This window comes from Rhizobium sp. CSW-27, from assembly GCF_018760785.1.
GTDB lineage: Bacteria > Pseudomonadota > Alphaproteobacteria > Rhizobiales > Rhizobiaceae > Neorhizobium.
This window is the reverse complement of sequence record NZ_JAHHZO010000028.1, coordinates 1-22,011: the sequence shown is the minus strand read 5'-3', so window position 1 is coordinate 22,011 and position 22,011 is coordinate 1. Positions and strand designations below refer to the sequence as shown.

Below are 22,011 nucleotides of genomic sequence, written 5' to 3'. Positions count from 1 at the left end.
ATCAGGCTACGCCTGACATCGCTCCCGGGCACTAACCCGGTCGAAAATAACGCGGGGTGGAGCAGCCCGGTAGCTCGTCAGGCTCATAACCTGAAGGCCGCAGGTTCAAATCCTGCCCCCGCAACCACCGATATTTGCAAATTCTCCCATTCGGGATATTTGCGCAAAAGCTCCTCGGCGTAAGCCTCGAGGAGCTTTTTCTTTTTGTGCTCCGTGTCGATCTCACCCGACGCAATGCGGGCCATCAGATCGTTCTGGGCGGCGGCGACGAACTGCTGCTGCATGATGTCGATCACATCCATCGAGGCCATAATATTGGCAATGTCGCCATGCACCTGCAGGCTTGCCGGCTGGTGGCCCGGTGTCTTGCCGATCACGACCGTCTGGACGAGGTCGCGCACGATCGGCATCAGCCGGCGCTTGGCCTGATCGTCGGCGTTGTTGCGGGCAAGGAACAGCAGCTTGCGGATGGCGATCTCGGTATTGGCCGCATTGAACTGCGCCTTCAGCCTGGCAATCTTCTCCTGAAAATCCTCCGCGGCGGGTTCTTCGGCCGCGGAAAGTTCCATGACCAGCCTCTCACGATTGACTTCCAGCTCATCCAGGTGGTCGTCGAGGATCGCAAGACGCGGCCGGCCTTCGGCATGCCGGTCCTGGATCTGCTGCATCAGGCTTGCCTGCTGCGACTTGATGGTCGCAAGCTCGGCGGTCAACTGGTTCTTCCGGGAGGGAGCGCTCTCCAGCTTGCTCACCTCGTGAGCAACCATCTTCTGCGAAATCCGGTCAAAAATGTCGAGCGAGTAGAAGGCGGCCGGAATGCAGTTGAGGACGCGCTCTTCGAGTTCATGGCGAGTGATTGTCTTGCTGTTGCCGCAGCAGGCGCCGCCGAGGTCGTCGATCGGCAGGCGCTTCTTGCGGTTGGTGCAGCTATAACGATCCTTGCCGGAGATGGCGTAAGGACCGCCGCATTCCGCGCATTCCAGCATGCCGCTCAAAAGATATTCCGGCCGGTGCGTCGCATTGAGCCGGTTGCTCTGCCCGAAATCGAACAGTTCGCCCACTTGGCTCTGCCGATCCTTGACGCGCTGCCACAACTCTTCCGATACGATGCGCATCTCCGGGACTTCCTTGAATACCCACTCGGTGGCGTCGTTGGCACGGGCGGTTCGTCGTTCGGTCTCCGGGTTCTTGCGGTACTGGCGCCTGTTCCAGACGATGCGGCCGATATAGCTCTCGTTGTTGAGAATGCCGCTGCCACGGCGGACATGGCCGCGGATCGCCGTATCGCGCCACTTGCGGCCGCGCGGGCCGGGGACGCCTTCATTGTTGAGGAGGTGCGCGATGTCGCGCGGAGACATCCCGTCGGCATAGAGCTGATAGATGCGACGAACAATCTCCGCCTTGACCGGATCGACATCCCGCAGACCCCGGATCCGGTCACCGTTGGCATCACGCTGCTGCGACAGCTTGTAGCCGTAAGCGAGGCAGGTCGATGCCTTGCCCTTCTTTACAGCCATCTTCATGCCTTCGCGGGTGCGGTAGCGGATCTGCTCGACCAGCTCATGGCTGAGGGCTGCTCTCAGCGCCATCTCAAGATCGGTGACCGGCGTGCCGGCGCTTCTTCAATGTCGTCGATCTGGTCAACCGGCTGGAGACAGAGACGCGCAGCGGCAAGCAAGGCCGGACGGCCGATTATCTCAATCGTCTCGACTTCATCATCCTCGACGAGCTCGGATATCTGCCCTTCGCCCAGGCCGGCGGCCAGCTTCTATTCCACCTGATCAGTCGGCTTTACGAGCGCACCTCGATCATCGTCACCACCAACCTGGCATTCGGCGAATGGCCAACTGTCTTCGGCGACACCAAGATGACCACCGCGCTACTCGACAGGCTCACCCATCACTGCGAGATCGTCGAAACTGGCAACGAGTCCTGGCGCTTCAAAAACCGCTCTCAAAGCTAAAGCCGAAGTGCCCCATCACCCGCACCTGGTTCGCCCTCTGCAACCCCGGCCAGCGCCGGGCGATCCAGGTGCTGATCGTCAACATGGGGGTCAACATTGGACGCCGATATGGGGTCAACTTTCCGCGCCGATTGACAAGCGCTTCCTTCCACTCGTTCGTGAAGAATGCACCATCAAAGCCCGGGATCAAACATCTAACCAGCACCCCACCTATTCGCAGACTGTACCGGGTGTTTGCGCGGCTTTTCACGTCACTCAGAAACACGTCGGCACGCATTCACGTGAGAATCACGCCGTCCGTGTCGGTCGGGTCGTGACACAATCATGATCCAGAATCGGATCTTGCGATACCAGACAGGCTACCAGGACAGTGGTGTTGTCCTGGCGGGTGCGCTGTCGTGACGCCACCTCATGCATCAAGTTGCTGCAGATGGCTTCGCTGTCAGAACGGGGTGCTTTCATGATGGCCGCGGTAATGGAATCGGCATCGAGCGTATCGAGACCGTCGCTCGACAGAACGATGACATCACCGGGGTCCACTGGTCGGCCGCGGCGGTTGAAATCCACCTTGGCAATGCGTTCTCCGGTTACGGCAGAGAGCAAAACGTGGCGTGACGAACTGCTGCGCGCTTCATCAACCGACATGATCCCGTTGCGAGCAGCAGCCTCAAGACTAGCGGCCATCGAATGATCGGCATTCAACTGTTCCAGTCCTCGCGACGAAAAATGAAGCAGCCTTGAATCGCCCACGCTGATCCATCGAACGTGGGCCCCCTCCAGTTCAACACCCACCAGGGTGCAGCCCATCCCGTCATCGTGGGGCCTGTTCCTCACATGCTGCGCGATTGCCGAGTTCGCCGCATCGAGGGCATTGATGAAGCCGTCCGCCAAATGTTCTGCCACATCGTCAAGCGCTGCTACGAAGCTTTTTACCGCGAGGCTGGCGGCGATCTCTCCGGATGCATGGCCACCCATGCCGTCGGCAAGGATACATAGACATACGTCATTGCGAATGTGGAATTCGCAATAATCCTCTTGCTGCTCTCGCGCACCGATGTCTTGCGCGACCGCAATCTTCCACGTCAAGCCAGACCTCGTCACGCTAGTTCGGTGTCCGACCAGTTGAAGGTTTCGGAGCAAAGTGGGACGAACATCAAGCGCGTAGAGCCGACATCGATCATGTCTCCTTTTGCGAGTTCCATCGGGGCCAGAACAGGTTTTCCGTTCAGCCGAACGAGATTGGATTTTCCGCCGTGCTGAATGTAGAAATCCTGCTGCATGTCATCGAAGACCACAAATGCATGGCTTTCACGCGATATGGTCTCATCGCCAAAATTGAGCGAGATCCGCTGGTTGTCTGCGCGGCCGAGGCTGTTCATTCCGAAATAGATTTCTCTGGCACAACCACGGCCCGGGCCGGCAACAACCACCAGCCAACCTGCGACGAGATCATGCACGACGTTGTTCTCGGCACGATGGGGAGACGCGCTCCTCGCAAGTCGAGTGGCTGGCGCATCGCCCTCAAGATGGGGCCGATGCGTTGCTGTTGCGCTACGACCGGCTGCCCTCGTGACAGCATCTGAGCCCGGTTCCATCACTGAAGGTCTGACAACGCGGGTACGTTCATCGTCGCTCATGTGCATTACCTCTCACTCCTTGCGCGGATCCATGTGCGTGCCTTCTCATGCGCCGACAAAGCGGACGCGGACATCGCCGAATGCGATGACATCTCCGGACTGCAGTTCAGATTTTGCCACCCGTTTCCCGTTCACCAGAACGCCGTTGACCGTGTCCAGATCCGTGATGACGGGACGCTTGTCCGGTGAAATATGAAAGATCGCGTGGTGGCGATGCACTGAATCGTTTTCGAGCCGGAAGTCGCTTTCGGAATGGCGGCCGATGGTCACATTTTGCTCTCGAATATCGAACCGCTGCGGTTCTCCATCCAGAACTTCGAAGTAACCGAACGTCTTTGAAACAGGGCGTAGAGTCGTATGGACGTCGTCCATGACAAGTCTCTGTGTCACTGGAGGGTTATCTTCAGGCAGAAGTTCTTGCCGGGGGACGCTCTCTCGGGAAGGCAAAGACGCGGAAGATGTCGTCCTTCGCCATGCAGCCAGGAGCACCGCTGCAGCAGTCGGAACCGGCATGACGAGCAAAGTCCAGGCGAGGTTCGGATTTTCCTTGGCCCAGACCGATGTGCCCGGAACGGTAGAATCGAAAAACGCATATATCCTTGCGATCAGCGGCAGGGGTTGTTGCGCAGCGACCTCTTCTACAGGTGGCGGCGATGCGGCCAGCGGAGGAAGGTACAGGGAGGTGGCGGGCGCCTGCACAACAGCGCCATCCATGAGCGACAGGCGCGGCGTGAACGCAACTTCTCCACTCAGCCCTGCAGCCGGTGCGGAAAGAGAACCTCCACTTGTCAAAAAGCGCCGAAAATTCGCGACAAAATCGGATGAAACGGCTTCCTTGCCGACGGTCGACACGAAAGGCCCCCCCGTCTCGGAGGCCAAGCGTTCGACCGCCTGGAGAAACACGCTGTCGGACGCCTTTTCCGCAAGTCCTATCCCGTAGATCACCACGCCCGCCTCTCGGGCGCGTCGAACCACATCGTCCCTGCTGTAGGCGGTATCTTCAGCCTTGCCATCCGAAATGATGACCAGGGCGCGGCGCTGGGCCTCGACTTTCTCGAGGATGTCGATCGCCTTGATCGCGGTGAAGAAGAATGCGGTCGCAGCGCCGTCAGCCTTTATCGGCTGCATGCGGCTTTCGATGTCTGCGTACGGGTCTCCGGGGGAGACGACAACGCGCAGATCTTCAGCGAAGGTGCCGATCGCCATGATGTTACGCGCATTTGCCTGTTCATACAGTCGCTTGACGAGGTCCACGCTCCGCTTCACCGACTCCGCGCGGGCCGGGTTCGACCGATCGATAAGGAAAAACCAGGCAGCCTTTCCGTCACCGCTCTCGAATGATGTGTATGCGAGGTCCGCAAGATCCGCTCCGTTCGCGGAGATGGCGGCACTTTTCACGTCGATGGGCTGCGACAACCGGAAGTCACAACCGATTCGTCGGCTCTCTCCATCGCCGGTCAGGCCGCATTGCGAGTAGACGACTGTGTCAGCACCAAAGCCAACGCCGGCCAATAAAAGCGTTGCGGCAACAAAAGCCGTAATAAATTTCATGAAACAAGTGACCCCCAGAAAATAACCCCCCATATTCCAAATAACTCTAGAGTTCGCATGAAAGCGTGTAAAGGGCTCAATTTTCGCCATGTATGGACGCAGATTCAAACTTTGAGAGAATTTTTGTGCCGCAGAGGTTACTGGCGGCATGCACGAAATCTCTTTGAGAAACAAAAAATTCGAGGGTAGTGGTCAGATACATCAAGATATTTTTGTGTCGCGGTGTTCACCGCGATCGATCGAATAAAAACGTCAGCCAAGAATTTTATAAGGGATCAGTTGTTATGATTACAGCCCCGGCTCGCCAAGATCCGCCTCGGTCAATCGTTCAACACGGATTCGGGGTGTGGTGTCAGTTTCGGACGAAGCTCTGCCCACCACCGCGAACGTACCATCCTGCAGCGTGGCGACGCCGGACAGGGGGCCGCCGCCCAGCGTTTTCTCGCCCTTGACGACGCGAAGATCGGAGGAGAGCTGCATGATCCACCCCTGCGCCGGATCGCTGCCGGATGCACTGCTGCCCACCGCCACCACGGAGGCATCTGTTCCCGCCGTGATCGCCAGCAATGCACGCTTGCTGCCCTGGTGGGGGAACCCCTTGGGCGGTATCTTGTTGTCTGCTGTGAGACGCAGGAGGATCGCGCTTTGAGTGCCGGCTCCGAAACTTCCCGTTTCGCCCGCCAAGACGATCTCTCCGTCGCTGCCGGTGGTTGCAGCATTGATCTGGTCGCGTCCCTGACCGCCAGACTTGCGATTGAAGACTTCGTTGCCATCGCGATCGAGCCTGACGATCCAGAAGTCGGCTTCACCATCGCCTTGGGGGCTCTGTTGCCCAGCAAGCACCAGACCGCCGCCAGCCGTCTCCGCCATTGCCGTGAAGGTTCCACCGCCGGGCGGGTCGAAGGTCTTCTCCTCAATCATTTCGCCCCTGGGTGTCAATGTCAGAAGCCATCCAAGCGGTGTACTGTCGGCGTTCTTCATCTTGGTCCCGACCGCCACCAAGTTGCCGGAACTCAATTGGCGGATCGAGAGCAACTGGTCACGGCCAGGCCCGCCGAAACGGCGAGACCACGTCACCTCTCCACTGGCTGTGTATCGCACGACCAACCCATCGGGCGCCCCTCCGCCGTCGGGAACGACGTCGCCCGCAACGACCAGGCCATCGTCATCGAGTGCCGTGACGGCGCGGAAGACTTCCAAATCCGCTTGTCCAAATTCGGATTGCCACAGCACTCTGCCACCGCGTGACAATCTGAAGACCGCGGCCTGTCGCTTGAGATGGGTGTCACTGTCGAGGTATCCCGCGACCAGCAGGCCGTCACCGAAGGAGGCCACGCCGTAGGGCTCGCCGATGCGGCCATCGCCCAGCTCTGTGCGCCAGGATGTGGTCAGGCGGGTAAGAGCGCGTTCCGCCTCTTCGTCATGCTGGCTATCGGGGTATTGCAGCCTGAAATCACGGTAGGCCGTTTCGACATCGAACGTAACGGCGTCATTCCATGCCTTTTCCTCAGCCGCCACCCGAATGAGCCCGTTCATCCATGCCCCAAGGCCAGCCACCATCGGCAGAGCAATCAAACAACCGCCAATCATGACTGTGGTGCGGCGCCTCTTGCCTTTTCCGTTGCTCTTTTGTTGTTGCTCTGTGATGCGACTGGTCGTCTGTTGCACAGGAGCGGCGGTCGGCTGCTGCGCCTGGCTCGAGACAGCGTCGAACATTGCGCGCCATTCCGCGACGGAGCGTGGCCGGTTCTTCGCGTTTGGCGCGAGCCCCGCCATCACGGCCTGCAGGAAAGACGGCGAATAACCTTGCACCTCCAGGATCGGCAAGGGATCGGGCTCATTGTTGTTGATGGCATCGAACCGCGCCATGGCAGCGACAGGGCGCTTGCCGGATATGCATCGGTAAAGCGTTGCTGCAAATGCATAAATGTCCGTCCAGGGGCCGCGCCGTCCCTCTTCGTAATATTGTTCGATGGCTGAATAGCCATCCTTGATCAGCAGGTTCAAAGTTTTGCTGTGCTGCCCGGTTGTGAGGCGCGCGGCACCGAAGTCAAGAAGAACGGCCTCACCGTTTTCACGTATCTTGATGTTGTCCGGCGCGATGTCGAGATGAACGACGTTTTCTTTGTGTATGACGTCCAGAACATCGAGTATGTTCCGGACCAGGGAAATGATCCTTTCTTCTGAAGGGGCGGTTTGTGTGGTTTTCAGCCATTCTTCCAGGGTCTGGCCATCTACATATTCGAGAACCATGTAGGCGGTATTGTTTTCGCCTTTGATGATCTGCAGGACCTGGACGATCCCCGGATGGCGAAATCGCGCAAGCGTCGTGGCTTCCTGGACGAATTTTTCGATCGCCCAGTCGTAATCCGCCTTCGTGTCCGGCGAAGCTGACACGACGGTTGCCCCATCGCGCAACACGAAGTCACGAGGATAGCATTCCTTGATGGCAACCTGTCGATGGAGCTCGGTGTCGAGCGCACGGTATGTAATGCCAAAGCCGCCCTGGCCGATGACTTTCTTGATTAGGTATTGGCGCAGACAGGTATTCAATGCCAGTGTATTTTTGTGCTCCATATGTCCACCTGTCCAAAACAAATTGATTTATTGGCGTGATAAATGCAAAAAAGGCAAGGCTGAATGAAATTTTTTAGTTGAGTTGTATCGTTCATTTTTTACAATGACGACATATAAAAATGGAAGAAATATCTTGTGATGTGAATATATGGGAAAAGGGGCGGCCTTTGACGTGGGTATTCAGGGGTAGGACGACTGGGAAACGATCGAGTCTGCTGCTCGTCGCCGGCCTTCTTCTTGCAGTCATGTCCGTGATCTTGCTTGTTGTTGCCCTGGGTGAAAGGGAAGTCGAGAGTGGCGTCTACAGAGTGGTGACCGATCGCGGCTTGGGAACCGGCTTCAAGGTGGCGGAGCCCGGGATAGTTGTGACCAATTACCACGTCCTGTATGGAGCTCGCCAACTTTACGTTCTAACGCGACAGGGAGAGAGCGTCCGCAAGATCGGCATGCGGGTGATCTGGCAGGATGCAATCATGGACATCGCCCTGCTTTCGAGCCGCGAGGACCTGCCAGGTGCCGCACTCAAGCTGGCCGACATTTCGGAAGCTCAGCTTCACAAGAGAGACAATGTGCAGGCCATCGGTTATCCGGGCGCCGCCGATGATCTCGCGGAGGCATCCACAGCCAGCACGCTGCCGTTGAGTGCCATAACGGATGCGACTGTCTCCACCGGCACTGTGCAGAGACAGGTTCAGACATCCGACAGGGCCATGATCCAACACTCTGCCAACGTCAATCCGGGCAACAGCGGAGGCCCTCTGCTTGACGATTGTCAGCGGGTGATCGGAGTCAACACACTGAGCCAGACTGCAAAGATTGAACTTGGACAGATGAAGGCCATGATAGAGGGCGCCGGGCGCATCGAATTTCAGACGCCTGGCTCTCTGGAATCGTCCGTTCATATCCGTGAAGTTCTCAGAGCGCTGGCTGAAGAGAAAACAGACGCTGCCATCTCGTCCGGTCGATGCTACGCCGGCATCGAAGTCGACGAACTGTGGCCTGTTGGGCTGTCCTCGCTTTTGTCGCTGGCCTGCTTTGCGGCCGCTGGCACTCTGGCGAAGCCTTCGCAGTTCCGCAGGCGGCCGGCAGCCGTGCTCGGGGCTCCGGAGGCCGGTGCGTCTGGCACCGAGATCAGGCAAGCTGCGGCGCATGCGGATGACATTCTTCCGACCTTCGCCCTTGTGCGGCAAAGCGACGGAGCACGTTACACATGCCGGCAGTTTGCAGAGAAAATCGACAGCGTCGGTCTGACGATTGGTCGAAGCAGCCGTGAATCCGACCTCACGATCGACGAGCCCTCGCTTTCCCGCCGACATGCGATCGTTCGGCGGCATCCCGATGGCTATCTCGTTCTTAGCGATCTGGATTCCCGGAACGGAAGCATCGTCGACGGCGTTGTTGCCTCCGGGTCGCAATCGCGACCATTGCTCGACGGATCCGGTCTCGTTTTGGGCGAGGCCGCCTTCACGGTCGAACTGGGCACGGTGAGGGCATTCAGCGGCTCCTCCGGGCAGGGAACCTGGGTAATCTCCGGCTTCGACGGCGGTGGAAGGGTGCTGCGCCAGGAGTTTGTCTTGTCTGGGCACAAGGCCATTGAGATTGGCCGGACATCGCAGAGCGAAATTGTCCTCGACCACCCTTCCGTTTCCCGCAGGCACGCCTGCTTCATGCTTTCCTCGGATGGCCAACTCACCTTGAGGGATAATTCATCGTCAAACGGAACTTTCGTCGAAGGTCGCCGACTGGGAAGGGAGCCTGTCGGTGTTGCTCCCGGTCAGCGTCTGCAATTCGGCGAACTGTCCGTTTCGATTTCGCGCATCTCGTGACGGAAGAGTCGAGGAGATCGAAATGATCGGATTGCGTTTTAAATCTGGGGCTGCAATGCTGCTGGGAGGACTGGTCAGCGTCTCGCCCTTGCCGGACTACAGCCATCATGGCGCCTGGGTGCCGCCAACCGTTCGAGCGCAGGGGCTGGATGGTTTGGCTGGCAAACTGCTGCAGGGACTTGGTGCTGCGGGAAGTGGCAACAAGCAGGGACAGCAGAAGAAGAAAAAGAAGAACGATCCCGCCAACGACGTCGGCGAAATGTTCATGCAGGGCGTCGGCATGCTAGGCGTTGGGCTTGCCGCCGGGGGGCTGATGGAAGGCAAGACCGGACCCATCGTCATCGGGACGATCATGGCGGCGGCACCGATCCTGTTCCGTCAGGAGATGGAGCAGAAATACGGTCGAGAGCAGGCCTGGGCCGGCTGCATTAACTGCAACCAGCAGCGCGTGCTCGTGCGGCCCGGCGCGAAGGTGAGCGATGCTCAGAGGAGCGAAGCGGAAATCCGGATCCGCAATGATGCGAAGGACCTCCAGGGAGCACTTGCACAGCTTGGCTTTTACACGCAGAAGATCGACGGTAGCTTCGGGGCCGGTAGCCGCAAGGCTGTGGCAAAGTTCCAGAAGTCGATAGATGAGGAGCCGACCGAAAAGCTTACCGCCGAACAGCGACGGACATTGTTCCTCAAGGCGAGAGAGCAGGGCTTCGCTCCCCAGTTCGACCTCGCAAAGGCAAGCCTGTCCGTGGACGCGCCTGCGTCCGGCCTGTCCGCCGTTCCTCCGTCGTCCACCCCCTCGGCGCCCACACCCTCGACACCCGCGCCGACCCTCAAGGAGTTCAAGCTGGCAGAGTCTCAAATCGGGCTGTTTTCCGATGATGTTGTAAAGGCCGGAAAGGCGTCGATGGTCAAGGACGTTCGGCTGCTCTCAGACGGTGTACTTGAGATCACGGTCAACGATACCGCTGCTGCGTCCGGAACCACCGTTCTGAGGGGCGGGGTTGAAACAATTGCTATCCAGCCGCACGCCCTTTCCGATCTGTGGATGCAGGTCGTCATGACCGATAGCGCCAGCGGCAGTGCCGTCACGCTGAATACGCTTGATAGCTTCAAGACCGCTCAAGAGGCCGCTGCGTGGAAATCCGACGTGGAACAGCGGATCGTTCTGCTTGGCAAGCTGACCGAACGGGATATTGCTCCATCGCAAACGATCACCGTCGCAGAGACGGGGCAGACACAGTCACCCGATGTATCGCTACCGGTTGAAACCGCCAAGTTAGAACCCGTCCCAGCAACTCAGGGTGCCTCCTCGAACAAGGAGCAAGTCAGCCGTACGCCACAGGCATGCGGCAGTGACATCTACGTGTCCTTTGAGTTCCCCAGTGGCGACAACCCCATCAATCACTACAATATTGTGCCGCCGGAGGGCACTGTGATGGTCGATAACGGTGATTCGACCGCCTATTTCACGGGCCCCTGTGTCCAGGGTAGATATGACTACAAGTACGTGGTCGTCACGCATGACGAGAAAAAGAAGAGCTGGGGCTCCTTCGTCCGGGAGGGTTCCTTTGAGATCGCCAGCCTCTCCGGGCAGTGCGAAGTCAGATTGAATGAACCGGGTGGATCCGCAACTCTCAAGTGCTGATCGGTCAGGCGGACCGGAGGCGAAGTACGATTGCTCAGGTCGCAACATGAATTTTGCACGATCAAGCGTATTGGCGCACTTGGTCAAGCGCTGGAGAATAGAGATGGCGAGGTGGAAGTTTACGCTGGTGCCTCGTAACGTCCTAGACGAAATTCGGGAGTTGTGGGGCAGGTTCGAAGCAACCCCACTGCAGGCAATGGGCGGCCTTCTCGCGTTTTCTGCGACGATGATCCCCCTCGTTGAGACGCTTACGGGGCGTGCGCGCGATGGCGATAACACCCGTCATCAGGCTTCCGATGGGCTGATCTCCACTTTGTTTTCATGGCTCGTGACCGTCATGACGAGTTCTGTTCCAATGCGGCTTGTAACCTGCCTCCTGATCGGTGGCTGTATCGGCTGGACGTGGTCGTCTTTCGTCGTGTGGCTTACGCGATCGGCTCAGGAGGGGCGCAAGTTTTTCGCACTGGTTATTGCGACGTTCTTCGGCTTTCTCCTCAGCGCCTGGACAATTTCATCCCTCAGGCCGGGGAATGTGCCGGTCGGACGCGATTTTCCCCTGATTACCACGGTTGCGATCACAACCGTTTGCATTGCCCTTTCCGTTCTAACCGCAAGGGTCAGGTTTCGGCTGACCCACGAAACGAGCATGCCCGTCATCGAGAGACGTGCTCACGCGCTGGCATTGTTTGCGTTTTCGGCTACGGCCATCACGCTGGTGACATTCATCAACAATCTCGCTGGGGCCAAGTAGATGGATGATCTCCAGGAAAGCGCCCTCGCGAAACTCTCATTTGCCGCCCTTTGCGTCGACATGCTTGTGTGTTTCTTCTTCTGGTTGTCGCTGAAGGAGGTCTTTTTCCACGGGGGCATCAGCCCTCTTGCGGCGTCGCTGCTTCCGGCCGTCGTCCTCGCGCATGCACTGATTGTCGAGATTTTTTTGTTCGGGCGATCGATCGGCCGACTGTGTTGCGGAATCTCGTTGTCCGATCCTGATCCCCGCCGAACCCTATCGCTTGGTGTTCGTATAACGCGTTTTGCGGGCGCTTTGCTGAGCTTCATCCGGGCTCCCGTTCATTTCCGCCATTTGCCACGACACAACAAGTCGGAGAGAATCGTATTCAAATCCGACATCGCCGGACGCTCGAGCGCAAGAGCACAACCCTTCGGATCGATGGCCGCCTCGGTTGCAGCAAAACCTGCCGCACCATCCGCCCCAAGCCCTGCAAGACGTCTCGTTGTGACCGCGGGGCCCCACAAGGGGAATTCCTTCTCGATCCAGTCGCCCCAGATGAACATTGGCCGAGTAGCGGGGTGGGCGAACATCGTGCTTGAGCGGGACGGCAAGGTTTCCGCGAGGCATTGTCGACTGTTGATGCGTAACGGATATCTGTCGATCGCCGACGGCCCCGACCGCGGCACGCCATCCAGCAACGGAACCTATCTCAACGGCATGAGAATCGGGAACGAGACGTTCCAGACCGTTCCCCCGTCCTCCCAGATCCAGATCGGCGACACGACGATCTCACTCTCTCCCTGAGCACATGGAACCATGTCACGCGATGCAGACAGAACAATAATACGGCGGTTTTGTCCCAAAGATCATTATCAAGGCGTGTGTGGATGGCCGGGAAACGGATCTTCGGGGAGCGTAAGAGGCAGAGCACTGCTGTGCGAGTATCCGTCGAGGATTGTAACGACCTCCGTGGGGAGGTTCGTAATCTCCACCCTTGTCGCCTGTCGCTTTCTGACTTCCGGACATCATAGACAGTCCTTACCGGACCTTCCGGTCCGACGGCGGCGCGTTCCTGGCTGCAAGCTAAACTCTCTCCAGTTGCATAAGGTCGGTCAATGATCTCTGGTGTCATCAGGGCCGCCAGCCTTGTATGGTGGTTGTCGTTGCGTTTGCCGGGAAGCTGACGGCAGCATATGGGGCATGACGACGGAGCAGAGACAGGCCCATGATGCCAGTGCCTCCACGAACGCGATGCCTGCCCGGGGCTGGACGGGTGGTGGCGGTGTCTCGCCCGCGAAACCTGCCCGGCACCTCATCCATCCACCCACAGCCGATAGCCGACACCCGGCTCCGTCCGAACAATCTGCGGACGCGTCGCGTCGCGCTCGATCTTTTGCCGAAGCTGGCCGATGAAGACGCGCAGGTAATGCAGGTCCTCGCCGTGGGCCAGGCCCCAGACGGAGGTGAGCAGCGTGCGGTGTGTCACCACCCGGCCGGCATGGCGGGCGAGAAGCAGGAGGAGGTCGTATTCCTTCGGCGTCAGGTGCAGCGTCTCGCCGTTCCGTGTCACCAGCCGGCGCACAGGGTCGATGCAAAGCCCGTCCGTCTCGATCAGCGACGGCACGGCCTCGCTGCGGGCGCGGTGGCGCAGTGCCGTGCGGATGCGGGCGGTGAGTTCGCCGATGCCGAAGGGCTTTTCCACGTAGTCGTCGGCGCCGAGGTCCAGCGCTGCGATCTTCTCGCTTTCGCGGTCGCGGGCAGAGAGAATCAGCACCGGCACCTGGCTCCAGCCGCGCAGGCTGGCAATGACCTCCTTGCCGTCCATGTCGGGCAGGCCGAGATCGAGGATCACGAGATCCGGCGCCTGGGTGGCCAAGGCCTTCAGCGCCTGTGCGCCGGTCGCCGCCTCGATTACCTCATAGCCCGCCGCCGAAAGCGCCGGCTTCAGGAAGCGCTGGATCTGCGGTTCGTCATCGACAACCAGGATACGTGGCAGCGTCATCACTCTTCCTTGCGTCTCGTCTCATCCGGCAGCGGCAGGCGGATGACGATCCGGGTGCCCTTCTTGCGGATGGCCGGGCTTTCCGCGTGAATGGTGCCGTTCATCGCCTCCACGAAACCGCGTGCGATCGACAGGCCAAGGCCGGTGCCCGGCGCGCGTCCATCGCCCTTGGTGCGTCGATAGAACTTTTCGAAGATCCGTTCCAGATCCTCCGACGGAATCCCGCGGCCGAGATCGGTCACCGAGATCAGCACGGCCTGCCCGTCGCGGCGGGCATAGACGTGAACGGGGCTGTCGCCGCCATATTTGACGGCATTGTCGAGCAGGTTGAACAGCACCTGGCCAAGCAGTACGCCATCCGCCTCGATCAGCGGCAGGTCTGCGGCAATGCCGGTTTCGATCGCATGGCCCGGCGCCTGCCTGCGGATCCGCTCCACGGCGGACTGCACCACGTCGGCCACGTCCACCCAGTCTTGGCTCGGCTTCAGCGTGCCCGCCTCGACGCGGGTCATGTCTAGCAGGTTGGCAACGAAGCGGTTGAGGCGGCTGCCTTCCTCCTCGATCGATTGCAGCAGGTCGTCGCGGCTTTCGGCATCCATGCGCCCGCCGAGTTCCCTGAGGCTCGTCACCGCGCCGGTAATGGTGGCAAGCGGTGTCTTCAGGTCGTGCGAGAGGGAGGAAAGCAGCGCCTCGCGATAGCGTTCGCCCTCCAGCCGCGCCGCCTGCGCCACGCTTTCCTTCAGCAGCCGTGCACGGTCGAGCGCCAGCGTCGTCTGGTCGAGAATTGCGGCGAGCACGCGCTCTTCATGCAGGTCGAGCACCGCCCCTGCCGTTTCCACGCCGCAGACGCCCACCACGCCGTTCGGGCCGAGGAGCGGCCGGAATTCGAAGCGGCTGTTCGGCAAAGTGCCTGTGCCCTGGCCGGCCTTTTCCCGCTTGCCGTGGGTCCAGCGGGCGGCGGCCATGTCGGTCACGTCAAGTTCCGCATCCGGCGGCCAGGCGGCCGCCAGCCGCAGTTCGTCCGCTTCCGGCACCATCAGCACCACGTTGCGCCGCAGGCTGGCCTGCAGCTGCGAGACGGTCGCCCAGATCGCATCATCCGATTTTCCGGTTCCCGCCAGCTTGCGGGAGAATTCGTAGAGCGACTGGAGTGCGGTGGCCCGCACCTGCGCGGTTTCCGACTGGCGCTGGATGCGCGAGGCAAAGCCGCCGGCAATCACCGCAACGGCGAGGAAGGCCAGGACCGCAAACACTTCGTGCGGCGAGGCGATGGTGAAGGTGTAGAGCGGCGCGATGAAGAAGAAATTGTAGGCCAGCGCCGAAAGGGCTGCCGCCAGAAGGGCCGCCGTATAGCCGCCGGTGACCGCCGCGCACAGGACCGCGACCAGGTAGAGCAGCGAGATGTTCGGCAGATGCATGAGGCGGTCGATGCCGACGCCGATGCCGGTAGTGACGGCGACGAGACCGGGGGCAACCCAGGCGGCGCGGCGCAGGCGCGAGGAGCGCCAGGACAGCGGTTTCGGACGCGGACCTGCCGCGACCGCTTCGCCTTCGGCCGTCACCAGATGCAGGCTTAGCCCGCCCGCCCGCCGCGCCAGCGCATCCGGCAGGGAGGGCGAGACGAAGCGTCGCCAGAGGCTGCGCGGTCGCGCGCCGATGACGATCTGGGTTGCGTGTTCGCGCCGGGCGAGCTTCAGGATCTCCTCGACGAAATCGGCGCCGATCACATGGCGCGTTTCGGCGCCCAGCTGTTCGGCAAGATGGAAGATCTGGTCGATCCGCTCCAGCCCGGCGCGGGTGGCCGTCGCCTGATCGGCCCGCTCGATGGAGACGACGATCCAGGCGGCATTCAGCCCGGAGGCAAGGCGGCTTGCGGCGCGCACCACCTTTTCCGACAGTTCGTCGGGCCCGACGCAGACGAGAAGACGCTCGCCCGCGGCCCAGGGCCCCTCGATGGCATTCTGGCGCAGATAATCGACCATCTGGTCGTCGACGCGGTCGGCGGTGCGGCGGAGCGCCAGTTCGCGCAGCGCCGTCAGGTTGCCCAGCCGGAAGAAGCGGTCGGTGGCGCGGGCGGCATTGTCCGGCAGATAGACCTTGCCCTCCTTCAGCCGCTCCAGCAGTTCGCTCGGCGGCAGATCGACCAGCAGCACCTCGTCCGCGCGGCTCAGCACGGTGTCCGGCACGCGTTCGCGCACGCTGACGCCGGTGATGTCCGCCACCAGATCGGCGAGGCTTTCGAGATGCTGGATGTTGAGAGCGGTCCACACATTAATGCCGGCCTCGATCAGTTCGGCAATGTCCTGATGCCGCTTCGGATGCCGGCTGCCCTCCGGATTGGAGAAGGCCAGTTCGTCGACGATGATGATCTTCGGGCGGCGGGCAAGCGCACCATCGAGATCGAAGGCGTCCAGCATGCGACCGCGATGGGCCATCCGGCTGCGCGGCAGCACCTCCAGCCCTTCGAGAAGGGCAGCGGTCTCGCTGCGGCCATGCGTTTCGACGAGGCCGACGACGATGTCGACGCCATCCGCCTTCAGCCGGCGGGCGCGCGACAGCATGGCATAGGTCTTGCCGACGCCGGGCGCCATGCCGAGGAAAACAGTGAGCTTGCCCCGGCGGTCCTTGTCCGCCAGGGCAAGCAATGCATCGGGATCGGGCCTGCGGCCCTGGTTGCGGCCATCATCCGCCATTCAGTCTCTCATATGTCGCGCCGGTTCAGCTTTTCAGCGCATCGAGCGCCAGATTAAGCTCTAGCACGTTTACGCGCGGTTCACCGACAAAGCCGAGAGAGCGCTGTTCGGTGTGCCGCTCGACCAGGCCGGCGAGGTCCGCTTCCGAGAGGCCGCGGGCCCTGGCGACGCGGGCCACCTGCGCGCGGGCAAATGCCGGCGAGATGTGCGGATCGAGGCCGGAGCCGGAGGTGGTGACCGCATCGGCCGGCAGCGGGCCTTCGATACCGGCGGCCCTGAGCCTGGCCACGTCGCCGGCGACGCGATCCTTCAGTTTTGCGGCGGTCGGGCCGAGGTTGGAGCCGGAGGAGGCGTTGGCCGCATAGGCATCCGGGCTGGTGGCAGACGGGCGCGGCCAGAAATAGCGGTCCGAGGTGAAGGTCTGGCCGATCAGGGCCGAGCCGACCACGGTTCCGTTGCGCTCGATCAGGCTGCCTTTCGCCTCAGCCGGCATCAGGCGTTCGGCGATCCCTGTCATGGCGAGTGGATAGCCAAGCCCGGTGATCACGGTCATGGCAAGCGTCAGGGTAATGGCGGGTCGGAGATGGTTGAGCATGGTTACACCAGATGAAGCGCGGCAACGGCGAGGTCGATGACCTTGATGCCGGCAAAGGGAAGAACAAGACCGCCGAGGCCGTAGATCAGCAGGTTGCGACGCAGCAGGGCCGCGGCGCCGGCGGGACTGTAGGAGACGCCGCGCAGCGCCAGCGGGATCAGCGCGACGATGATCAGCGCGTTGAAGATGACCGCCGACAGGATGGCCGATTGCGGCGAGGCAAGGCGCATGATGTTCAGCGCGTCGAGGGCCGGATAGGTCGCGACGAACAGGGCCGGGATGATCGCGAAATATTTCGCGACGTCGTTGGCGATCGAGAAGGTGGTGAGCGAGCCGCGCGTCATCAGCAGCTGCTTGCCGATCTCGACGATCTCGATGAGCTTGGTCGGGCTCGAATCGAGGTCCACCATGTTGGCGGCCTCGCGGGCGGCCTGGGTGCCGGTCTGCATGGCGACGCCGACATCGGCCTGGGCAAGTGCCGGCGCATCGTTGGTGCCGTCGCCGCACATGGCGATCAGGCGTCCGCCTTGCTGTTCGCGGCGGATATAGGCGAGCTTGTCTTCCGGCGTTGCCTGGGCAAGGTAATCATCCACGCCGGCTTCGGAGGCGATGGCGGCCGCGGTGACGGGGTTGTCGCCGGTCACCATCACGGTGCGGATGCCCATGGCGCGCAGCGCCGCGAAGCGTTCCTTGATGCCGGGCTTGACGACATCCTTCAGGTGAATGACGCCGAGCAGGCGGCTGCCATCTGCCACCGCAAGCGGCGTGCCGCCGGTGCGGGCAATCTGGTCGACGGCGCGGCGGAAATCGGCCGGCACCTCCTGGTCGCTGACGCCGGCAAAGCGCAACACCGCATCGACGGCGCCCTTGCGCAGGCGGCGCGTGCCGAGATCGACGCCCGACAGGCGCGTTTCGGCGGTGAAGGCAATCGTGGCATCGAAGCTGCGGGGGGTGGAGGCGATGCCGAATTCGCCGGTGGCCAGCGCCACGACGGAGCGGCCCTCCGGCGTTTCGTCCGACAGGCTTGCGAGCAGGGCGGCCTCGGCGAGATCGTGGGCGCTGACGCCCGGTGCGGGCAGGAAGTCGCTCGCCATTCGGTTGCCGAAGGTGATGGTGCCGGTCTTGTCGAGCAGCAGCGTGTCCACGTCGCCGGCAGCCTCCACGGCGCGGCCGGAGGTGGCGATCACGTTGAAGCGCACCAGGCGGTCCATGCCGGCAATGCCGATTGCCGAGAGCAGGCCGCCGATCGTGGTGGGGATCAGGGTCACCAGCAGGGCAGCGAGAACGGTGATGGAAAGAACCGTGCCCGAATAGCCGGCGAGACCCCAGATCGCCACGCACACGAACAGGAAGATCAGCGTGAGGCCCGACAAAAGGATCGAGAGCGCGATCTCGTTCGGCGTCTTCTGGCGCTGGGCGCCTTCGATCAGCGCGATCATGCGGTCGACGAAGGACGAGCCGGGGGCAACGGTGATCCTCACCTTGATCTCGTCCGACAGAACCTGCGTGCCGCCGGTGACCGCCGAACGGTCGCCGCCGGATTCGCGGATGACCGGGGCGGATTCGCCGGTAATGGCGCTTTCGTTGACGGAGGCAACCCCTTCGATCACCTCGCCATCGCCGGGGATCAGTTCACCGGCGGCGACAAGCACGATATCGCCGATCTTCAGCCGCGAGGCGGCGATGGTATCGGTGCGGCCGTCCGGCAGAAGCCGGCGGGCGATGAGTTCGGATTTGGTCTTCTTCAGGCTTTCCGCCTGGGCGCGGCCGCGGCCTTCCGCCACGGCTTCCGCGAAGGTGGCAAACAGCACCGTGAACCACAGCCAGATCGCGATCTGCCCGGAAAAGACGGCTTCGGCCGGATGCGTGACGAGGTCGCGCAGGAAGAAGATCGTCACCACCGCTGCCACGACCTCGGTGACGAAAATCACGGGATTGCGCAGCAGCTGGCGCGGATCGAGTTTCAGCACCGCGTCGCGTGCGGCGGGGAGGAGAATGGCGGGGTCGAAGAGGCTTCGCGCCTTGAGGTCCTTGGACATGTTTGAACTTTCTCAGAAGGTCTGGCCGGCCAGCATCGCGAAGTGCTCGACGATCGGTCCGAGCGCCAGCGCGGGGAAGAATTGCAGGCCACCGAGAATGATGATGATGCCGACAAGCAGGCCGACGAACAGCGGGCCATCGGTGGGGAAGGTGCCGGCGGAGGCGGGCGTCTTCACCTTGGCAGCCAGCGAACCGGCAATTGCCATGACCGGCACGACATAGGCGAAGCGACCAAGCAGCATCGCGATACCGAGCGTCGTGTTGTACCAGAGCGTGTTGCCGGAGAGACCGCCGAAGGCAGAGCCGTTGTTGCCGACCGCCGAGGTATAGGCATAGAGGATTTCCGACAGGCCGTGGGGACCCGGCGTGCCGATGGCCGCGACTGCAACGGGAAGCATGGCGGAGATCGCCGTGAAGCCGAGGATGACCAGCGGCAGGATGAGGACGGCGAGCATGGCGAACTTCATCTCGCGGCTTTCGATCTTCTTGCCGAGGAATTCCGGCGTACGTCCCACCATCAGGCCGGCGACGAAGACGGAGAGCAGTGCGAAGACAAGAATGCCGTAGAGGCCGGAGCCGACACCGCCGGGCAGAACTTCGCCGAGCTGGATCAGGAACATGGGTACGAGACCGCCGAGACCGGTAAAGGAGCCCAGCATACCGTTGACGCCGCCATCGGAAAGACCGGTGGTCACAGCCGCGTAAAGCGCGGTGGCCGACTGGCCGAAGCGCACTTCCTTGCCTTCCATATTGCCCTGGGAGGGGTCGAGGCCGAGCGTGGTCAGGATCGGATTGCCCTGGCTTTCGGCCCAGTAGACGACGGCGACACCGGCAATCAGCAGCACAGCCATGGCGGTGATCAGCGCCCAGCCCTGGCGGCGATTGCCGACCATCTGGCCAAACGTATAGACGAGGGCCGCCGAGATCGACAGCATCGCGAAGATGTTGAGCAGATCCGACCAGGCGGTCGGGTTCTCGAACGGATGGGCGGCGTTGACGTTGAAGAAGCCGCCGCCATTGGTGCCGAGCTGCTTGATGGCTTCCTGGCTGGCAACGGGGCCGAGCGAGATGACCTGCTGTGCGCCTTCCAGCGTGGTGGCCGTGGCGGAAGCCTCCAGCGTTTGCGGCAGGCCCATGGCCACGAAGATCAGCGTGACGACGACCGCAAGCGGCAGCAGCACGTAGAGCGTCGCGCGCGTCATGTCGACCCAGAAATTGCCGAGCGTTGCCACGCGCGAACGGGCGAGCGCACGGGTGAAGGCAATGGCCAGCGCCATGCCGGTGGCGGCCGAGAGGAAGTTGTGAACGGTCAGCCCCGCCATCTGGCTGAAATGGCTCATCGTCGCCTCGCCGGCATAGTTCTGCCAGTTGGTGTTGGTGACGAAGGATACGGCCGTGTTGAAGGCAAGATCCGAAGGGACCGCCGGAAAACCCTGCGGATTGAGCGGCAGGTAGGCTTGCAGGCGCAGGATCGCATAGAGCGAGGCAACGCCCACCAGCGAGAAGGCGAGCATGGCGATCGTATAGGCGAGCCAGCTCTGTTCCTTCGCAGGATCGATGCCGGACAGTCTGTAGATGCCGCGCTCGACGGGACCGAGCACGGGGGAGAGGAAGGTTTTCTCGCCGGAGAAGACGCGCGCCATGTAAAGCCCGAGAGGCTTGATGGCGACGAGCACCGCGAGGAAAAGGAGGCTGATCTGCAGCCACCCGATGATGGTCATGGGAATTCTCCTGGAGGATCAGAAGCGCTCGGGCCGCAGAAGGGTGATGACGAGATAGACACCGAGCGCGAGGGCGACGGCGAGGCCGAAAAGGGGTTCAAGCATGCTTGCCTCCCTCACAGCCGGTCGAGCGCGCGCGCATAGACCGCGAGCACGACGAGCGTGCCGCAGCCGAGCGCCAGAAAGATGAGGTCGGACATGTCCGTTTCTCCTGTTGATTGCACAGGAGACTTACGGGGGAACCGCGTCAGGTTTCGATTGGGAAGATATCAGCGGGACATAAGGAAAAGATAAGGACGGGTCAGGATGGCCGCTCACGGCCCGCGGCATCCCGCCTTACCGCAGCAGCACGCCGAGCAGAACCGCGGCGGCGACCAGCAGGACGACGATCAGTGGCAGAAGGGCGGGAAGGCTCGGGCGGCGCTTGTGCAGGGCCGGGTCGCTCATCATCATCGCCACGTCGAAATTGCGCGAGCGCTGGTGCTGAGCCGGACCCTTGCGCTGGGTCTTGCGCGCCGTATCCACCTCCTGTGGCGAGAGCGGATGGCCGCCGGCTTCCGAATCCGTTTCGAGCGGCGCCATGGCTGGATCGAAGCCCGGCCGTTTGTCGCCTGTCAGGCCGCGCTGGATATCGCCCCGGACCTGTGCCGGGTTCTGCTTCCTGCCGGATGGATCGGCCGAACTGTCCTCGGCGGTGTCGTGCGGTTTGTCGGCCATGTCTGTCTCCGTTCCGACCGAACGGAACGGTGGCGGGTTGGTTCCCGCCGCCGCATGGGATGAACCGGATCGGCCTGATCAGAAATCCATCGCATAACCCGCGCCGCGGACGGTTCGGATGACATCCTGCATGTTGGAGAAGTTGAGCGCCTTGCGCAGGCGCCCGACATGCACGTCGACGGTGCGTTCGTCCACGTAGATGTCGTGGCCCCAGACGCCGTCGAGCAGCTGCGAGCGGGAGAAGACGCGGCCGGGCGAGGCCATCAGGAATTCCAGCAGCCGGAACTCCGTCGGGCCGAGCCGCACTTCGCGGC

At 61.7% G+C, this 22,011-nt stretch carries 17 protein-coding genes, 1 tRNA gene and 1 pseudogene; 6 read left to right on the top strand and 13 right to left on the bottom strand.

Going from position 1 to position 22,011, the window contains the following annotated elements; all coding sequences use genetic code 11:
- Nucleotides 1-50: 50 nt before the first annotated feature.
- Nucleotides 51-127, top strand: a tRNA-Met gene (locus KLP42_RS25710).
- On the opposite strand, the gene KLP42_RS25705 is transcribed toward KLP42_RS25710, so the two are convergent.
- Nucleotides 84-1,358: a recombinase family protein gene (locus tag KLP42_RS25705; RefSeq protein WP_252193276.1), complete on the bottom strand. Its 1,275-nt coding sequence runs from the start codon at nucleotides 1,356-1,358 to the stop codon at nucleotides 84-86. The two genes, KLP42_RS25710 and KLP42_RS25705, sit on opposite strands and share 44 nt — an antisense overlap.
- 257 nt (nucleotides 1,359-1,615) lie before the next feature.
- On the opposite strand from KLP42_RS25705, the pseudogene KLP42_RS25700 reads away from it, so the two are divergent.
- A pseudogene (locus KLP42_RS25700) lies at nucleotides 1,616-1,963 on the top strand (ATP-binding protein); the annotation flags it as partial.
- A 288-nt stretch (nucleotides 1,964-2,251) separates the two neighbouring features.
- Here KLP42_RS25700 and KLP42_RS25695 read toward each other — a convergent pair.
- The 4 genes from KLP42_RS25695 to KLP42_RS25680 all read right to left on the bottom strand — a co-directional run bounded on the left by KLP42_RS25695 (nucleotide 2,252) and on the right by KLP42_RS25680 (nucleotide 7,728).
- Nucleotides 2,252-3,049 carry a PP2C family protein-serine/threonine phosphatase gene (locus KLP42_RS25695; RefSeq protein ID WP_215571007.1) on the bottom strand — a complete coding sequence of 266 codons (798 nt, stop codon included), beginning with the start codon at nucleotides 3,047-3,049 and terminating at the stop codon, nucleotides 2,252-2,254.
- Between the two features lie 11 nt (nucleotides 3,050-3,060).
- The gene (locus KLP42_RS25690) at nucleotides 3,061-3,600 is read right to left on the bottom strand and encodes an FHA domain-containing protein (RefSeq protein ID WP_215571005.1); all 540 of its coding nucleotides are present in this window, start codon (nucleotides 3,598-3,600) and stop codon (nucleotides 3,061-3,063) included.
- A gap of 45 nt (nucleotides 3,601-3,645) precedes the next feature.
- Nucleotides 3,646-5,301 (bottom strand): FHA domain-containing protein, encoded by a 1,656-nt coding sequence (locus KLP42_RS25685; protein ID WP_215571003.1) that lies wholly within the window; start codon nucleotides 5,299-5,301, stop codon nucleotides 3,646-3,648.
- 138 nt (nucleotides 5,302-5,439) lie between these two features.
- Complete coding sequence (locus KLP42_RS25680; RefSeq protein ID WP_215570993.1) at nucleotides 5,440-7,728, bottom strand: serine/threonine protein kinase; 2,289 nt, start codon at nucleotides 7,726-7,728, stop codon at nucleotides 5,440-5,442.
- Between the two features lie 119 nt (nucleotides 7,729-7,847).
- Between KLP42_RS25680 and KLP42_RS25675 the strand changes: the two genes are divergently transcribed.
- The 4 genes from KLP42_RS25675 (at nucleotide 7,848) to KLP42_RS25660 (ending at nucleotide 12,733) form a co-directional block, all read left to right on the top strand.
- Nucleotides 7,848-9,554, top strand: a complete 1,707-nt coding sequence (locus KLP42_RS25675; RefSeq protein ID WP_353844938.1) for an FHA domain-containing protein — start codon at nucleotides 7,848-7,850, stop codon at nucleotides 9,552-9,554.
- 22 nt (nucleotides 9,555-9,576) lie between these two features.
- A complete protein-coding gene (locus tag KLP42_RS25670; RefSeq protein ID WP_215570981.1) occupies nucleotides 9,577-11,196 on the top strand; it encodes a peptidoglycan-binding domain-containing protein in 1,620 nt (539 codons plus the stop codon).
- 103 nt (nucleotides 11,197-11,299) lie between these two features.
- Nucleotides 11,300-11,947, top strand: a complete 648-nt coding sequence (locus KLP42_RS25665) for a hypothetical protein (RefSeq protein ID WP_215570979.1) — start codon at nucleotides 11,300-11,302, stop codon at nucleotides 11,945-11,947.
- Complete coding sequence (locus tag KLP42_RS25660; RefSeq protein ID WP_215570977.1) at nucleotides 11,948-12,733, top strand: FHA domain-containing protein; 786 nt, start codon at nucleotides 11,948-11,950, stop codon at nucleotides 12,731-12,733.
- A 508-nt stretch (nucleotides 12,734-13,241) separates the two neighbouring features.
- Here the strand turns inward: KLP42_RS25660 and KLP42_RS25655 are convergent.
- From KLP42_RS25655 to KLP42_RS25620, 8 genes are all read right to left on the bottom strand, one after another.
- Nucleotides 13,242-13,931: a response regulator gene (locus KLP42_RS25655; protein ID WP_215570975.1), complete on the bottom strand. Its 690-nt coding sequence runs from the start codon at nucleotides 13,929-13,931 to the stop codon at nucleotides 13,242-13,244.
- On the bottom strand, nucleotides 13,931-16,624 hold the full coding sequence (locus KLP42_RS25650) for an ATP-binding protein (RefSeq protein ID WP_215570973.1): 2,694 nt from the start codon (nucleotides 16,622-16,624) through the stop codon (nucleotides 13,931-13,933). Before KLP42_RS25650 ends, KLP42_RS25655 begins: the two co-directional genes overlap by 1 nt.
- Nucleotides 16,625-16,649: 25 nt before the next feature.
- Nucleotides 16,650-17,219: a potassium-transporting ATPase subunit KdpC gene (gene kdpC / locus KLP42_RS25645; protein WP_215570971.1), complete on the bottom strand. Its 570-nt coding sequence runs from the start codon at nucleotides 17,217-17,219 to the stop codon at nucleotides 16,650-16,652.
- A gap of 2 nt (nucleotides 17,220-17,221) precedes the next feature.
- Nucleotides 17,222-19,258, bottom strand: coding sequence for a potassium-transporting ATPase subunit KdpB (gene kdpB / locus KLP42_RS25640; RefSeq protein ID WP_215570969.1), 2,037 nt, complete (start codon nucleotides 19,256-19,258; stop codon nucleotides 17,222-17,224).
- Between the two features lie 12 nt (nucleotides 19,259-19,270).
- Complete coding sequence (kdpA, locus tag KLP42_RS25635; protein ID WP_215570960.1) at nucleotides 19,271-20,980, bottom strand: potassium-transporting ATPase subunit KdpA; 1,710 nt, start codon at nucleotides 20,978-20,980, stop codon at nucleotides 19,271-19,273.
- Nucleotides 20,981-20,998: 18 nt separating this feature from the next.
- Nucleotides 20,999-21,085: a K(+)-transporting ATPase subunit F gene (kdpF, locus tag KLP42_RS27325; protein ID WP_143128006.1), complete on the bottom strand. Its 87-nt coding sequence runs from the start codon at nucleotides 21,083-21,085 to the stop codon at nucleotides 20,999-21,001.
- Nucleotides 21,086-21,316: 231 nt separating this feature from the next.
- Nucleotides 21,317-21,697, bottom strand: a complete 381-nt coding sequence (locus KLP42_RS25625; protein ID WP_252193274.1) for a hypothetical protein — start codon at nucleotides 21,695-21,697, stop codon at nucleotides 21,317-21,319.
- Between the two features lie 78 nt (nucleotides 21,698-21,775).
- Nucleotides 21,776-22,011, bottom strand: a 236-nt coding sequence (locus KLP42_RS25620) for a winged helix-turn-helix domain-containing protein (RefSeq protein WP_215570958.1), incomplete at its 5' end; no start/stop codon positions are given.

Coding starts and splice junctions, on each gene's coding strand:
- kdpB (WP_215570969.1), bottom strand. CDS start 19,258: ATGTCCAAGGACCTCAAGGCGCGAAGCCTCTTCGACCCCGCCATTCTC.
- KLP42_RS25675 (WP_353844938.1), top strand. CDS start 7,848: ATGGAAGAAATATCTTGTGATGTGAATATATGGGAAAAGGGGCGGCCT.
- kdpA (WP_215570960.1), bottom strand. CDS start 20,980: ATGACCATCATCGGGTGGCTGCAGATCAGCCTCCTTTTCCTCGCGGTG.
- KLP42_RS25660 (WP_215570977.1), top strand. CDS start 11,948: ATGGATGATCTCCAGGAAAGCGCCCTCGCGAAACTCTCATTTGCCGCC.
- KLP42_RS25650 (WP_215570973.1), bottom strand. CDS start 16,624: ATGGCGGATGATGGCCGCAACCAGGGCCGCAGGCCCGATCCCGATGCA.
- KLP42_RS25685 (WP_215571003.1), bottom strand. CDS start 5,301: ATGCCGCCAGTAACCTCTGCGGCACAAAAATTCTCTCAAAGTTTGAAT.
- KLP42_RS25705 (WP_252193276.1), bottom strand. CDS start 1,358: ATGTCTCCGCGCGACATCGCGCACCTCCTCAACAATGAAGGCGTCCCC.
- kdpC (WP_215570971.1), bottom strand. CDS start 17,219: ATGCTCAACCATCTCCGACCCGCCATTACCCTGACGCTTGCCATGACC.
- KLP42_RS25690 (WP_215571005.1), bottom strand. CDS start 3,600: ATGAGCGACGATGAACGTACCCGCGTTGTCAGACCTTCAGTGATGGAA.
- KLP42_RS25670 (WP_215570981.1), top strand. CDS start 9,577: ATGATCGGATTGCGTTTTAAATCTGGGGCTGCAATGCTGCTGGGAGGA.
- KLP42_RS25665 (WP_215570979.1), top strand. CDS start 11,300: ATGGCGAGGTGGAAGTTTACGCTGGTGCCTCGTAACGTCCTAGACGAA.
- KLP42_RS25625 (WP_252193274.1), bottom strand. CDS start 21,697: ATGGCCGACAAACCGCACGACACCGCCGAGGACAGTTCGGCCGATCCA.
- kdpF (WP_143128006.1), bottom strand. CDS start 21,085: ATGCTTGAACCCCTTTTCGGCCTCGCCGTCGCCCTCGCGCTCGGTGTC.
- KLP42_RS25680 (WP_215570993.1), bottom strand. CDS start 7,728: ATGGAGCACAAAAATACACTGGCATTGAATACCTGTCTGCGCCAATAC.
- KLP42_RS25655 (WP_215570975.1), bottom strand. CDS start 13,931: ATGACGCTGCCACGTATCCTGGTTGTCGATGACGAACCGCAGATCCAG.